At 73.6% G+C, this 11,867-nt stretch carries 14 protein-coding genes and 1 riboswitch; of the genes, 7 read left to right on the top strand and 7 right to left on the bottom strand.

The annotated features are described in order from the left end of the window. Positions 1 to 114: 114 nt before the first annotated feature. Genes ribH through ACZ4W5_RS30210 form a run of 4 tightly spaced genes read right to left on the bottom strand, consistent with a single transcriptional unit; the run spans position 115 to position 3,338 of the window. The gene (gene ribH / locus ACZ4W5_RS30225; RefSeq protein WP_360239862.1) at positions 115 to 588 is read right to left on the bottom strand and encodes a 6,7-dimethyl-8-ribityllumazine synthase; all 474 of its coding nucleotides are present in this window, start codon (positions 586 to 588) and stop codon (positions 115 to 117) included. A gap of 40 nt (positions 589 to 628) precedes the next feature. Next, the gene (locus tag ACZ4W5_RS30220; protein ID WP_465658091.1) at positions 629 to 1,984 is read right to left on the bottom strand and encodes a bifunctional 3,4-dihydroxy-2-butanone-4-phosphate synthase/GTP cyclohydrolase II; all 1,356 of its coding nucleotides are present in this window, start codon (positions 1,982 to 1,984) and stop codon (positions 629 to 631) included. Further along, a complete protein-coding gene (locus ACZ4W5_RS30215; RefSeq protein ID WP_360239868.1) occupies positions 1,981 to 2,628 on the bottom strand; it encodes a nicotinamide mononucleotide transporter family protein in 648 nt (215 codons plus the stop codon). Before ACZ4W5_RS30215 ends, ACZ4W5_RS30220 begins: the two co-directional genes overlap by 4 nt. Continuing rightward, positions 2,625 to 3,338, bottom strand: a complete 714-nt coding sequence (locus ACZ4W5_RS30210; protein WP_402486369.1) for a riboflavin synthase — start codon at positions 3,336 to 3,338, stop codon at positions 2,625 to 2,627. The genes ACZ4W5_RS30215 and ACZ4W5_RS30210 overlap by 4 nt, the downstream gene beginning before the upstream one ends. A gap of 217 nt (positions 3,339 to 3,555) precedes the next feature. Further along, a riboswitch (FMN riboswitch) is annotated at positions 3,556 to 3,683 on the bottom strand. 284 nt (positions 3,684 to 3,967) lie between these two features. Between ACZ4W5_RS30210 and ACZ4W5_RS30205 the strand changes: the two genes are divergently transcribed. Beyond that, positions 3,968 to 4,213 carry an SCO4226 family nickel-binding protein gene (locus ACZ4W5_RS30205; protein WP_465658089.1) on the top strand — a complete coding sequence of 82 codons (246 nt, stop codon included), beginning with the start codon at positions 3,968 to 3,970 and terminating at the stop codon, positions 4,211 to 4,213. A gap of 84 nt (positions 4,214 to 4,297) precedes the next feature. On the opposite strand, the gene ACZ4W5_RS30200 is transcribed toward ACZ4W5_RS30205, so the two are convergent. Beyond that, the gene (locus tag ACZ4W5_RS30200; RefSeq protein ID WP_360239877.1) at positions 4,298 to 4,612 is read right to left on the bottom strand and encodes an antibiotic biosynthesis monooxygenase family protein; all 315 of its coding nucleotides are present in this window, start codon (positions 4,610 to 4,612) and stop codon (positions 4,298 to 4,300) included. A gap of 145 nt (positions 4,613 to 4,757) precedes the next feature. On the opposite strand from ACZ4W5_RS30200, the gene ACZ4W5_RS30195 reads away from it, so the two are divergent. Next, positions 4,758 to 5,453: an MSMEG_1061 family FMN-dependent PPOX-type flavoprotein gene (locus tag ACZ4W5_RS30195; protein ID WP_465658087.1), complete on the top strand. Its 696-nt coding sequence runs from the start codon at positions 4,758 to 4,760 to the stop codon at positions 5,451 to 5,453. 169 nt (positions 5,454 to 5,622) lie between these two features. Here the strand turns inward: ACZ4W5_RS30195 and ACZ4W5_RS30190 are convergent, their stop codons facing one another. Next, complete coding sequence (locus ACZ4W5_RS30190) at positions 5,623 to 5,811, bottom strand: YegP family protein (RefSeq protein ID WP_360239883.1); 189 nt, start codon at positions 5,809 to 5,811, stop codon at positions 5,623 to 5,625. Between the two features lie 178 nt (positions 5,812 to 5,989). On the opposite strand from ACZ4W5_RS30190, the gene ACZ4W5_RS30185 reads away from it, so the two are divergent. From ACZ4W5_RS30185 to ACZ4W5_RS30165, 5 genes are all read left to right on the top strand, one after another. Beyond that, the gene (locus tag ACZ4W5_RS30185; protein ID WP_465658085.1) at positions 5,990 to 6,406 is read left to right on the top strand and encodes an HIT family protein; all 417 of its coding nucleotides are present in this window, start codon (positions 5,990 to 5,992) and stop codon (positions 6,404 to 6,406) included. 104 nt (positions 6,407 to 6,510) lie between these two features. Next, on the top strand, positions 6,511 to 7,566 hold the full coding sequence (locus ACZ4W5_RS30180; RefSeq protein ID WP_465658083.1) for a serine hydrolase domain-containing protein: 1,056 nt from the start codon (positions 6,511 to 6,513) through the stop codon (positions 7,564 to 7,566). A gap of 236 nt (positions 7,567 to 7,802) precedes the next feature. Beyond that, complete coding sequence (locus ACZ4W5_RS30175) at positions 7,803 to 8,600, top strand: hypothetical protein (RefSeq protein WP_465658081.1); 798 nt, start codon at positions 7,803 to 7,805, stop codon at positions 8,598 to 8,600. Between the two features lie 76 nt (positions 8,601 to 8,676). Then, a complete protein-coding gene (locus ACZ4W5_RS30170) occupies positions 8,677 to 9,861 on the top strand; it encodes a thiolase family protein (RefSeq protein WP_465658079.1) in 1,185 nt (394 codons plus the stop codon). A 106-nt stretch (positions 9,862 to 9,967) separates the two neighbouring features. Further along, on the top strand, positions 9,968 to 11,194 hold the full coding sequence (locus ACZ4W5_RS30165; protein ID WP_465658077.1) for an alpha/beta hydrolase family protein: 1,227 nt from the start codon (positions 9,968 to 9,970) through the stop codon (positions 11,192 to 11,194). 77 nt (positions 11,195 to 11,271) lie between these two features. Here the strand turns inward: ACZ4W5_RS30165 and ACZ4W5_RS30160 are convergent, their stop codons facing one another. Next, positions 11,272 to 11,817 carry a winged helix-turn-helix transcriptional regulator gene (locus ACZ4W5_RS30160; RefSeq protein WP_360239901.1) on the bottom strand — a complete coding sequence of 182 codons (546 nt, stop codon included), beginning with the start codon at positions 11,815 to 11,817 and terminating at the stop codon, positions 11,272 to 11,274. Between the last annotated feature and the right edge of the window lie 50 nt (positions 11,818 to 11,867).

Below are 11,867 nucleotides of genomic sequence, written 5' to 3'. Positions count from 1 at the left end.
CCCTCCCCCCCCCCCCCCCCCCCCCCCCCCCCCCCCCCCCCCCCCCCCCCCCCCCCCCCCCCCCCCCCCCCCCCCCCCCCCCCCCCCCCCCCCCCGGGACCGTACGGCCTGACGTCAGCGGGCGTCGCGCAGGACGGCGGCGGTGGCGACGGCGGCGGTGACGGCCTCGTGGCCCTTGTCCTCGGCCGAGCCCGGCAGACCGGCCCGGTCGAGCGCCTGCTCCTCGTTGTCGCAGGTCAGCACGCCGAAGCCGATCGGGACGCCGGTGTCCACGCTGACCTGGGTCAGGCCGGCGGTGGCCGCCTGGCAGACGTAGTCGAAGTGCGGGGTGCCGCCGCGGATCACCACGCCGAGGGCGATCACGGCGTCGTAGCCGCGGTCGGCGAGGCGCTTGGCGGCGACCGGCAGCTCGAAGGTGCCCGGGACGCGCAGCACGGTCGGCTCGGCGACGCCGAGCTCCTTGAGCGCCCTGTGGGCGCCGTCCAGGAGGCCGTTCATCACCTTGTCGTGCCACTGGGCGGCGATGACGGCGACCTTGAGGTCGGCGGCGCCGTCGATGGTCAGCTCGGGGGCTCCGTGGCCGCTCATGTCGCTACTTCCTGTCTTGGGGTGGGAGGTTCGGGTGGTGTCAGGAGCCGAGGCCGGGCAGGTCGTGGCCCATCCGGTCGCGCTTGGTGCGCAGGTAGCGCAGGTTGTGCTCGCTGGGCGCGATCTCGACCGACTCGCGCCCCTTGACCTTGAGCCCGTGGTCGGTGAGCGCTGTCTGCTTCCGCGGGTTGTTGGTCAGCAGGGTGAGCGAGCGGACCCCGAGGTCCACCAGCATCTGCGCCGCGATGCTGTAGTCGCGGGCGTCCGCGGGCAGGCCCAGGTCCAGGTTGGCGTCGACGGTGTCGCGCCCCTGCTCCTGCAGCTCGTACGCACGCAGCTTGTGGGCCAGACCGATCCCCCGGCCCTCGTGGCCGCGCAGGTAGAGCACCACGCCGCGGCCGGACTCGGCGACCCGCCGGAGCGAGGCCTCCAGCTGCGGACCGCAGTCGCAGCGCAGCGAGCCGAGGACGTCGCCGGTCAGGCACTCGGAGTGCACCCGCACCAGCACGTCCTCGCCGTCCGGCAGCCGGCCGTCCGCGCCGAGGCCGCCGGCCACCAGCGCGATGTGCTCGACGCCGTCGATGGTGCCCCGGTAGCCGACCGCGGTGAACTCGCCGTGCACGGTGGGCAGGGCGGTGGTGGCGGCCCGGTCGACGTGCAGCTCGGTGCGGCGGCGGTAGGCGATCAGGTCCTCGATGGAGATGATCGCCAGGCCGTGCTCACGGGCGAAGGCGACCAGCTCGGGCAGCCGGGCCATGGTGCCGTCGTCGTTGACCACCTCGGCGATCGCCCCGGCCGGTGCCAGCCCGGCCAGCCGGGCCAGGTCGACGGCGGCCTCGGTGTGCCCGGGGCGGACCAGCACCCCGCCCTCGACGGCGCGCAGCGGGAAGACGTGCCCCGGCCGGGTGAGGTCCCCGGGCTCGGTGCCGGGCGAGGAGAGCAGCCGTACCGTCCGGGCGCGGTCGGCGGCGGAGATGCCGGTGTCCACGCCCTCGCGGGCGTCCACCGAGACGGTGTAGGCGGTGCCCTTGCGGTCCTCGTTGACCTGGGTCATCGGCGGGAGCTTGAGGCGGTCCAGCTCCTCACCGGTCATCGGGGCGCAGATCACGCCGGAGCTGTAGCGGATGGTGAAGGCCATCAGCTCGGGGGTCGCGGCGGAGGCGGCGAAGACGATGTCGCCCTCGTTCTCGCGGTCCTCGTCGTCGACCACGATCACCGCGCGGCCGACCGCGATGTCGGCGATCGCCCGCTCGACCGGGTCGAGGACGAACTCGTCGCCGTCGCTGCCGGGGCGGGTGCCGGGCTCGCTGCCGGGTCGGGCGCCGGGCTCGCCGCCGGGTCGGGTGCCGGACTCGCTGCCGGGCCGGGCGCCGGGCTGGGTCTGGTTCTCGGTCATGCCGTGACTCCCTGCGGGACGTTGGCGGACGTGGCTCGCGGCTCACGGGTGCTCAGCCACCAGGAGCGCAGGCCGAGCAGCACCAGGACGAAGTAGACGGAGTAGGTGAGGCCCGAGAAGGTGTAGCCGCTGTTGAAGGCGAACGGGACGCCGACCGCGTCGACCGCGATCCAGGCGAACCAGAACTCGAGCCAGCCGCGCGCCTGGGCCACCATCGCGGCGAGCGTGCCGACGAAGATGTAGGCGTCCGACCAGGGACTCCAGGACAGCTCGGGGTAGGCGGTGAACAGCAACGCCAGAGCGACCGTGCCGGCTGCGGTGCCGGCCACCAGGGCGGCCCGCTCGGGCCAACTGGCGAACCGCACCGAGATGGTGCCGGCGTCACGGCGCCCGCGCCGCCACTGCGCCCAACCCCAGGCGGCGGTGACGATGACGATCAGCTGCTTGCCGATCAGGCCGGGGACGTGGCCCCCGAAGTAGGCCGCGATCAGCACGACGCCGGACAGGAGTTGGACCGGCCAGCTCCACACCGAGCGGCGCCAGCCGAGCGCCAGGCCGCCGAAGCCGAACAGGTTGCCGATCATGTCGGCCCACTTCACGTGTTCACCGAGGACGGTGAACGCCTCTCCGCTGAGCCAGCTCATTCCTTGTCCCCCGTGCTGTGCGTGATGTGTGCGGTGTCTGCGGTGTGCGTGGCCTGTGCGGTGTGCGGCAGGTTCGGGAGGGTGCGCGATTCGAGCAGCCGCTCCACGTACTTGGCGAGCACGTCCACCTCGAGGTTGACGCTCTCGCCGAGGGCCTTGGCGCCGAGTGTGGTCAGCGCGAGGGTGGCCGGGATGAGGCTGACGGTGAAGCTGTCGCGGGCCGCCTCCACCACGGTGAGGCTGACGCCGTCGACCGTGATCGAGCCCTTCTCCACCAGGTAGCGGGAGATGGACTCCGGCAGCGAGAAGCGCAGCACCTCCCAGCGCAGGTTGCCGGCCGCGTCGCGCTCGCCGGGCTCGCGGCTCAACAGCCGTCCGGTGGCGTCGACATGACCTTGAACCAGGTGCCCGCCGAGCCTGGCGCCGAGCGCCATCGCGCGCTCCAGGTTGACCGGGGAGCCGGGCTTCAACTCGCCCAGGCTGGAACGGTGCAGCGTCTCGGCCATCACGTCGGCGCTGAACTCGCCCGTCTCGGCGGCCAGTTCCTCGGCACTGTCGACCACGGTCAGACAGACGCCGTTGACCGCGATGGAGTCGCCGTGACGCGCGCCGACACGAACCACCGGGCCGCGCAGGCGGATTCGCGAGGAGTCGCCGATCTCCTCGATCGACACGACCTCGCCGAGCTCTTCGATGATGCCGGTGAACACCCGGGTCTCCTCGCGCTTGGGGCGCGGACTCCGGGGCGGCAGAGGGAGATGACACGGACGGGCACCGGTGCACAGGGCTGCCGACACGACCCGTCGCCGGGGTGCCGCAACCGCCGGGAGATCGCTCGCCCGACCCGGGAGACACCTCTCCCGCCGTTCACCTGACCGTGGTCCGGTCCGGTTCGTGATGGACCACGGGTACTGCTCTTCGTCCGCCCGCGCACGCCTCCCATCCGGACTTTAACCGTCGGTCCAGGAATTTCACCTGGTCAACCGGCCGCTGGCTGCGGACGGGTCGCGGACTGTAACCGCCGGTTCGGATTTTCACCGACCCCGGAGTGCGCTGAACGTCACTGCTGATGACGTCATTGTGCCACGCGGGGTGCGAGCCGAGGGAGAGGGTTCCGCTGTGGCCTGTTTCACGGCCGTACGGGGAATGCGCGGTGGGTCCGGTACGGCACCGGTGCGTCCGGCACGGCGCCGGTGGCGCCGCCGTGCGCGCAGGGTGACCCTGGTGGTGGGGCCGGACGGCCGGCGGGGTTCACACGGTGCGCAGGGCCCGTGGGACTCGCAGCGTTCGGAAGGTTCGCGGGATTCGCAAGGTTTCGCAAGGTACGGAGGCGAGCGCGATGAAGTTCATGGACGTCCACCACGGGATGGTCGGGATCACGCCGGAGCAGCTCAGGGCCGCCCACGCGGCCGACTTGGCGGTCGAGGGCGAGGAGGGCGTGCACTTCGAGCAGGCCTGGGCGGACCCCGAGACCGGCACGGTGTACTGCCTGTCCGAGGCGCCGTCCAGGGAAGCGGTGCAGCGGGTCCACGAACGGACCGGGCACCCGGCGGCCGAGATCCACTCGGTGCCGTTCTCGGTGTGACGGTCGGGCGCGACCGTTCCCGGTGCGGCCGTCCCCGGTGCCGTCGTCCCGGGGCATTGGGCCTCGGCCGGGCTCAGAGCGGGCTCAGAGCGTGGCGGGTGCGGCGATCGGCGTGAAGTGGGTGACCTCCGGGGGGTGCGCGAGGTAGTGCAACTCGCCCTCCGACCAGACCGGCCGGATCCGCCACATCGGCCCGGCGTACCCCCGCAGGGCCTCTTCGTCACGCCAGCGGCTGACCACGAGCACCCGGTGTCCATCCTCGGTCACCGAGCGCAACAGTTCACCGCCGAGGCACCCGTCCGTCCGCCCCAACTGCGGGATCACCTGGCTGACCAGATGCGCGCAGAACTCCTCGATGCGATCGGCCGTGACCTGCCCGGCCCAGATTCTGACGATCACGGCCACCACCTCCGGCTGGCTGGAGTCCCTGGCACCATTATCAGCGGAAAACCGCTGGTGGGGAGGGGTGAGGCGACTCTTTCACGGAGAGTTGAGGAAGCCGGCGGGAAGGGACGCAGGCAGGGCCCTCCGCTAGATTCCCGGTATGACCCTCACACCGGAAGCTCCCGCTCCGTCAACCCCCGCCCCGGACGCGCCGAACAGCCTGTTCGCCGCCCTCAGCGCGCGTGCCCTCACCGAGCCGGCCCAGTTGCGTGAGGTCTACGAGCAGCCCGGCGACCACGCGCGCCGCAAGCAGGTGGACCACCTCCACGAGGTCGCCCAGCGCCTCATCGCCTGCGCCTCGCTGGTCTTCGTGGCCAGCTCCGACGCGGCCGGCCGCTGCGACGTCTCCCCGCGCGGCGGCCCGGCCGGGGTCGTCTCGGTGCTCGACGAGTACACCCTGGCCATTCCGGACGCCACCGGCAACAAGCGTCTGGACACCCTGCACAACATCCTGGAGAACGGCCGGGTCGGGCTGCTCTTCGTCGTCCCGGGGCGGGACACCACGCTGCGGGTCAACGGGCGGGCCTGTGTCTCCACCGACCCGGAGCTGCTGCGGCAGCTGACGGCCGTCGGCAAGCCCCCGCGCAGCGCGATCGTGGTGGCCGTGGAGGAGGTGTACGCCCACTGCCCGAAGGCGCTCATGCGCGGCTCGGCCTGGAAGCCGGAGAACTGGCTGGCGACGGACGCCCAGCCGACGTCGGCGGAGGTCACGCTGTCGCACCTGAGGGACGACTCGCTGACCATCGACATGATCGAGCAGACGGAGCGGGAAGCGCTGCTGTACCGGTACGAGTAGGCGCGGCGCCGGTGCGCCGTCGGCCGGTGCGCCGGTGCGCCGTCGGCCGGTGCGCCGGTGTGCCGGTGTGCCGTCGGCGGGCGCCCGGTGCGCCGGTTGATCGGCGCCGGTGGGCCCCGCCGCCGGTCCGGGTGGGCCGGCCGCGGGGCCTCGCTCGCCCCGGCCCGGGTCAGGCGGCCTTCGGGACGTCGATCACCGCCGCGCCGTCGGCGGCCCGCTGGACGGCCTCGACGCCCTTGTGGGCGGCGTCCTTGCTGACGTAGCCCTGGCCGGTCGCGACGATCTCGCCGTTGCCCGCCTTGAGCCGGAACCGGTACTTGCCGCCGGCGTCCTGGTAGACCTCGAACTTGCCCGACATCCGGGCCACCTCCTCGTGCGGCACGGGTGCGCCGCGTCGATCCGTCCCCCTCCCCCTCTCAGTCACCGTGCGCCCGGCGCGGAGTCCCGCGCACGCGGTCGGCCGCCGGATGGGTGACGCCGGGCGGATCGGGGTTTGCGGGGGTGCCGGGGAGGCCGCCGGTGGTTTGAATGGACGGATGGACTGCGTGTTCTGTGCGGTGGTGGCGGGCGAGGAACCGGCGCACCGGGTGCTGGACGACGCGGCGGCGGTGGCCTTCCTGGACCGCCGGCCGTTGTTCCCCGGCCACGTGCTGGTCGTGCCGCGCGCCCACCACCGGACCCTGGCGGACCTGCCGACCGAGGAGATCGGGCCGTTCTTCCTGCGGGTGCAGCGGGTGGCGGCGGCGGTGGAGCGGGGGCTGGGCGCGGCGGGCAGCTTCGTGGCGGCGAACAACCGGATCAGCCAGTCGGTGCCGCACCTGCACGTTCACGTGGTGCCGCGCAATCCCAAGGACGGGCTGCGCGGGTTCTTCTGGCCACGGGGGAAGTACCCGGACGAGGCGGGGGCGGCGGAGGTGGCGGCGCGGCTGCGGGCGGTGCTCGAGGAGGGGTAGCGGCCGGGCGGGGTTCGGCGTACGCCCGGGGGAGCATCCGGGCGGGGGTGAAATCATTTTCCGGGCGGACGACTTCGCAGGTCGCGGACCCTAGGGTCGGGGGCATGAACGAACTCGCGCGCCTCGTGCAGCAGACCTCCGACCGGCTCGCGGGCCGGTGCGTCGGCGTGGTGGTCGCCGGGGTGGCCGGTGGCGCCGTGGAGATCCACGGTGCCGGGCGGACGGGTCCGGGGGGCGAAGTGCCCGGGGCCCGAACATTGTTCGACATCGGCTCCGTCACCAAGGTGTTCACCTCGCTCGCGCTCGCGCGGCTGGCGCTCGACGGCACCGTGCGCCTCGACGAGCCGCTCGCGGAGGTGCTGCCCCGTTCGACGGCGGTCCCGGCCCGGGGCGGGGCGGCGATCACGCTCCGGCACCTCGCCACCCACACGTCGGGGCTCCCCCGGCTGCCCCGGGGCATGCTGCTGCGCGCGCTGCTGCGGCCCAACCAACCGGACCCGTACGCCCGTTGCTCCGCCGAGCGAATACTCTCCGGGCTCGGGCGGACGCGGCTGCACTCCGCCCCCGGGCGCAACTTCCGGTACTCCAACCTCGGCGCCGGGCTGCTCGGGCTGGCCCTCGCCCACCGGTCCGGCACCGCGTACGGGGAGTTGGTGGACCGCGAGGTCTGCGCACCGCTGGGGCTGACGGACACCTGCCTGCGGCCGGACGCCGACCAGTCCGCCCGGCTGGCGTCCGGCCATGCGCCGAGCGGGCGCCCGGTGCCGTCCTGGGAGTTCGCGGCGCTCCCCGGCATGGGCGGGCTCCGCTCGACCGCGGCCGACCTCGCGGCCTTCCTGCGGGCGCAGTTGGCGGCCGAGGGCGAGCCGGACGCACCGCTGGCGCGGGCGATGCTGCTCACCCGGGAGACCAGGCACCGGGTCAACCCGTTCGCCTGGGCGCACCTCGGCTGGCTCGGCCACCGCTTGCACGCCCAGCAGGGCAGGCACCTGCAGTTGTGGCACAACGGGGGGACGGGCGGGTCCTCCTCCTTCCTCGCGTTCGACCCGGAGCAGCAGGTGGGGGTGGTGGTGCTGGCCAACTCCCGGCGGTCGGTGGACGAGGCGGGCACGGCGCTGTTGCGGCGCCTGCAAGTGGGGCTCGGCGCGGCCGGGCGCTGACCGGCGCTCTCTGTCCCCCCGCCTCGGCTCGCCCGCCGACTGTCGTTTCGGTCGTGTCGGTCGGTCGGTAGCCCCTGCCGAACGGCACCCCCTGCTGCCGCACACACTCCGGCTGTTTCGGTCCAAAGGGTGTCGATTGGCACTGTTCCGGAGGGTGGTGAGCGATCGATCCTGGTGGTCCGACATCCGGCAGTCGCAGTTCCGGTTGGGGAGACCGTCGAGGCAAGGAGGGCGAAGTGGCGATGCTGTGGTCGCCCGGGTGGGCGTGGTCGTTCGTGGAGAACGGCCAGGCCCGTCGCGGGTCGGCCGGTCCGCTCGGGCCGGTGGTGCAGGTGCACCGGGCGTTCCGGACGGTCCCGTGGCGGGCGCGGACGTGGCTGGACACCGTAGCGGCGGTCCTGGCGCTGGTGGTCTGCCTTGCGTTCGGCCAGTGGTGGCCCGCCCCGATGGTGGCGGCTGCGGCGGTGGTGGGCGCGAACGGGTACGGCGCCCTACGGCCCGCGCCCGGGCTGCGCTCCGTACGGGTCCATGAGGGCGGTCTGGCGCTGGTCGGGACGGGCGCCGACGAGCGGCTGCTGCCGTGGCCGGGCATCGAAGCCGTCGAGTACTCCCCCGGCGGGCGGCGCCGGGAGCCCGAGCGGATCCGAATATGGCCCGCCGGTGCGGACGAGCCTCTGGTGCTGGCCCGACTGCACGGGTTGGAGGCGCTGGCGCGGGAGGTGGACGAGCGCCTGTCCCCGTGCCTCCGGGCCGCGCTGCACGAGGCACTGCGCAGCGAGGGGAGCGTCCGGTTCGCCCGGGGGCGGCTCACGGTGACGGCCGGCGGGCTGGTGCACCGGCCGCCGCACCCCCTGGTCGCGGCGGCGGCGTACCGGTGGACGGAGGTGCACTCGGCCCGGGCGGCCGGTCTCGGCGAGCTGGAGCTCCGGACGCGGTCGGCGGGGCTGCCGCTCACCCTCCCGGTGCCCAACGCCCGTGCGGCGGCGGAGTTCCTGGAGGACGTCCGGGGCTCGGGCACCTTGACGAACGCCTAGAGGGTTGGATTCCCAAACTCACCGACCTATAGTGAGTTTGCTTTTCCAATCCACTGCAGAGGAGAGGCGGCCCGCCATGCGCGATGCCGTGATCGTCGAAGCCGTCCGCACCCCGGTCGGGAAGGGCAAGCCGGGAGGCTCGCTCTCGGGCGTCCACCCGGTCGAACTGCTCGCCCACACCCTCCAGGCCCTGATCGGGCGCAGCGGCATCGACCCGGCCCTGGTCGACGACGTGATCGGCGGCTGCGTCGACCAGGTCGCGGAACAGGCGATGAACACCACCCGCTACGCCTGGCTGGCGGCCGGGTTCCCGGAGTCCGTTCCGGCGACCACCGTGGACCGGCAGTGCGGCTCCTCCCAGCAGGCGGTGCACTTCGCGGCACAGGGGGTGATCTCCGGGGCGTACGACCTGGTGGTGGCCTGCGGGATCGAGTCGATGAGCCGGGTGCCGATGTGGTCGAACGTGCCGCCGGGGGCGGATCCGTTCGGCGCCGCCGTCGCGGCCCGCTACCCGGGCGGGCTGGTTCCGCAGGGGGTCGGCGCCGAGCTGATCGCCGCCAAGTGGTCGCTCACCCGGGAGGCCATGGACGAGTTCGCGGCCGGGTCGCACGCCAAGGCCGCCAGGGCGCACGCGGAGGGCCGGTTCGCGGACGAGCTGGTCCCCGTACCGACGCCCGAGGGCCTGGTCACGACGGACGAGTCGGTGCGCCCGGGCACCACGCCCGAGGTCCTGGCGGGGCTCCGTCCGGCCTTCGCCGACCCGGTCTACGCCGAGCGGTTCCCGCAGATCGACTGGTCGGTCACGGCGGGCAACAGCAGTCCGATCAACGACGGTGCCTCAGCCGTCCTGATCACCAGCAGCGAGACCGCCGCCCGACTGGGGCTGCGCCCGCTGGCCCGGCTGCACTCCTTCGCCGTCACCGGGTCGGACCCACTGCTGATGCTCACCGGCGTGCTGCCCGCCACCGAGAAGGTGTTGCACCGCGCCGGGCTCTCGCTCGCCGACATCGACCTGTTCGAGGTCAACGAGGCCTTCGCCAGCGTCGTCCTGGCCTGGCTGCAGGAGACCGGCGCCGACCCGGCCCGGCTGAACGTCAACGGCGGCGCCATCGCCCTCGGCCACCCGCTGGGCGCCAGTGGTGCCCGGCTGATGACGACGCTGGTGCACGAACTGCGCCGCAGTGGAGGGCGGTTCGCCCTGCAGACCATGTGCGAGGCGGGCGGCCTGGCCAACGCCACGATCCTGGAGGCGGTCGACTGAGGCCGACCGATCACCCCCTAAGGGCCGCAGGGGGCCCGCCCCGCAAGGGATCAGTACCTCTCCGAGTGGACGTCAGGCCACCCGCCGGCGACCTACCGTCGCCCGTATGAGCCGACACACGAGCCGAGTTCGCACCACCACCGCGTTCGCAGCCCTGCTGCTCGCCGTGCCCCTTTCCGTCGCAGCGGCGGCACCGGCCCTGGCCGCACCCGCCGCACCCGCCGCACCGGTCGCCGCCGCTGCCGGTCCGGCCGGCAGCTCCGCTGCGACCGGCACGCCGAGCGCCGTCCACCTCGAACTCCCGCGCCCGACCGGGCCGTTCACGGTCGGGCAGGAGGTCCTGCACCTGGTCGACGAGAACCGCCCGGACCCATGGGTGCCCTCCGCCGGGCCGCGCCAGCTGATGGTCACGATGTACTACCCCGCCCACGCCGGGACGGGCAGCCCGGCCCCGTACATGACCGCCGCGGCCGCCCGGCTGCTGCTGGACAGCAAGCTCCCGGGCAACAGCGTCCCGACCGAGGCCGTGACCGGCACCCGGACCTGGTCCAGGACGGACGCCCGCCCCCAGGGCGGCCACTACCCGCTGGTGGTCCTCTCCCCCGGCTTCACCATGCCGCGCGCCTCGCTCAGCAGCCTCGCCGAGGAGCTGGGCAGCCGCGGCTACGTGGTGGCACTGGTCGACCACACCTACGAGAACACCGGGACCACCTTCCCGGACGGGCAGACACTGCCCTGCGTGGAGTGCGGCAAGCTCACCACCCGCGAGGCCTGGAAGGGCCTGGACGAGAGCCGGGCGAAGGACGCCTCCTTCGTCATCGACCAGCTGACCGACCTCCCCCACCCGGCCTGGCGCTACGCCCGCATGATCGACCGCGACCGGATCGGCATGGCCGGGCACTCCGCCGGCGGCGCGGCCAGCGTCCCGGCGCTGGTGACGGACGACCGGATCCGGGCGGGGGTGGACCTGGACGGCAGCATGGACTACGAGGTGCCCGAGTCCGGGATCGGCGGCAAGCCGTACCTGATGATCGGCCACCCGCTGCCCGGCGCCGAGGACCCCAGCTGGACCGACAGCTGGCCCCGGCTCGACGGCTGGAAGCGGTGGCTGACCGTCGACGGCACCGACCACGGCAGCTTCACCGACTACCCGCTCTTCCTCAAGGCGCTCGGCGCGCCCCAACCCCCGGAGACCACCATCACGGGGCAGCGTGCCGTCGAGCTCACCCGCCGGTACGTCGGGGCGTTCTTCGACCTCCACTTGAAGGGCATCGACCAGCCGCTGCTCGACGGGCCGACCGCCGCCGACCCGGAGGTCCACTTCCACTCCTGACCAGCTGCACCCGCGGGGCCGTCGGCGCACTGCCGGCGGCCCCGTCGGCCTTGAGCACGCCGCCCGGCGGCGCTCAGCTACGCGGCGGAGGCAGCGGCCGAGGCGATCGGTTCGAGCAGCGGGTGCGGGCGGACCAGGGCGCGGGAGACCGGGTCCTCGCGGTGGCCGCCGGCGTGGGCCGGGTTGGGGCGCATGGTGACCTCGGCCGGGGGGACGGGCCCGCCGCCGCAGCTGGGGCAGGCTCCGATGAGGTCGAGGTCGGTGCCGCAGGCGCGGTGCGCGAACAGGTGGTGCGGGCCGCCCGGGGTCGCGTGCCGACCGCCCCAGCGGCTCAACTGGTAGAGCGGGCCCCAGAGTTCGAGGCCGGTGTCGGTGAGCAGGTAGCCGTGGCGGAGTGGCGCCTGCTGGTACGGCTCCTTGCGCAGCACCCCCGCCGCGACCAGGGCGTTGAGGCGCGCGGTCAGGACGGCTCGCGGGATGCCCAGGTGGACGAGGAAGTCGTTGAAGCGCTGTACGCCGTAGAACGCGTCGCGGACGATCAGCAGGCTCCAGCGTTCGCCGACCACCTCCAGGGCGCGGGCCAGTGCGCAGTCCTGCAGTTCGTAGTCCGTTCCCAGCGCCATGCGGGCCAGCGTAGTCCACGGGCGACATGGGTTCAATGAACAGACTTTCG

This window comes from Kitasatospora sp. NPDC029367, assembly GCF_055569135.1.
The sequence above is the reverse complement of the archived record's forward strand: the minus strand, read 5'-3'. Positions and strand labels throughout refer to the sequence as shown.

Bases quoted from the DNA above. Each gene is read 5' to 3' on its own strand.
- ribH (WP_360239862.1), bottom strand. From the start codon at position 588: ATGAGCGGCCACGGAGCCCCCGAGCTGACCATCGACGGCGCCGCCGAC.
- ACZ4W5_RS30220 (WP_465658091.1), bottom strand. From the start codon at position 1,984: ATGACCGAGAACCAGACCCAGCCCGGCGCCCGGCCCGGCAGCGAGTCC.
- ACZ4W5_RS30215 (WP_360239868.1), bottom strand. From the start codon at position 2,628: ATGAGCTGGCTCAGCGGAGAGGCGTTCACCGTCCTCGGTGAACACGTG.
- ACZ4W5_RS30205 (WP_465658089.1), top strand. From the start codon at position 3,968: ATGAAGTTCATGGACGTCCACCACGGGATGGTCGGGATCACGCCGGAG.
- ACZ4W5_RS30195 (WP_465658087.1), top strand. From the start codon at position 4,758: ATGACCCTCACACCGGAAGCTCCCGCTCCGTCAACCCCCGCCCCGGAC.
- ACZ4W5_RS30190 (WP_360239883.1), bottom strand. From the start codon at position 5,811: ATGTCGGGCAAGTTCGAGGTCTACCAGGACGCCGGCGGCAAGTACCGG.
- ACZ4W5_RS30185 (WP_465658085.1), top strand. From the start codon at position 5,990: ATGGACTGCGTGTTCTGTGCGGTGGTGGCGGGCGAGGAACCGGCGCAC.
- ACZ4W5_RS30180 (WP_465658083.1), top strand. From the start codon at position 6,511: ATGAACGAACTCGCGCGCCTCGTGCAGCAGACCTCCGACCGGCTCGCG.
- ACZ4W5_RS30170 (WP_465658079.1), top strand. From the start codon at position 8,677: ATGCGCGATGCCGTGATCGTCGAAGCCGTCCGCACCCCGGTCGGGAAG.
- ACZ4W5_RS30165 (WP_465658077.1), top strand. From the start codon at position 9,968: ATGAGCCGACACACGAGCCGAGTTCGCACCACCACCGCGTTCGCAGCC.
- ACZ4W5_RS30160 (WP_360239901.1), bottom strand. From the start codon at position 11,817: ATGGCGCTGGGAACGGACTACGAACTGCAGGACTGCGCACTGGCCCGC.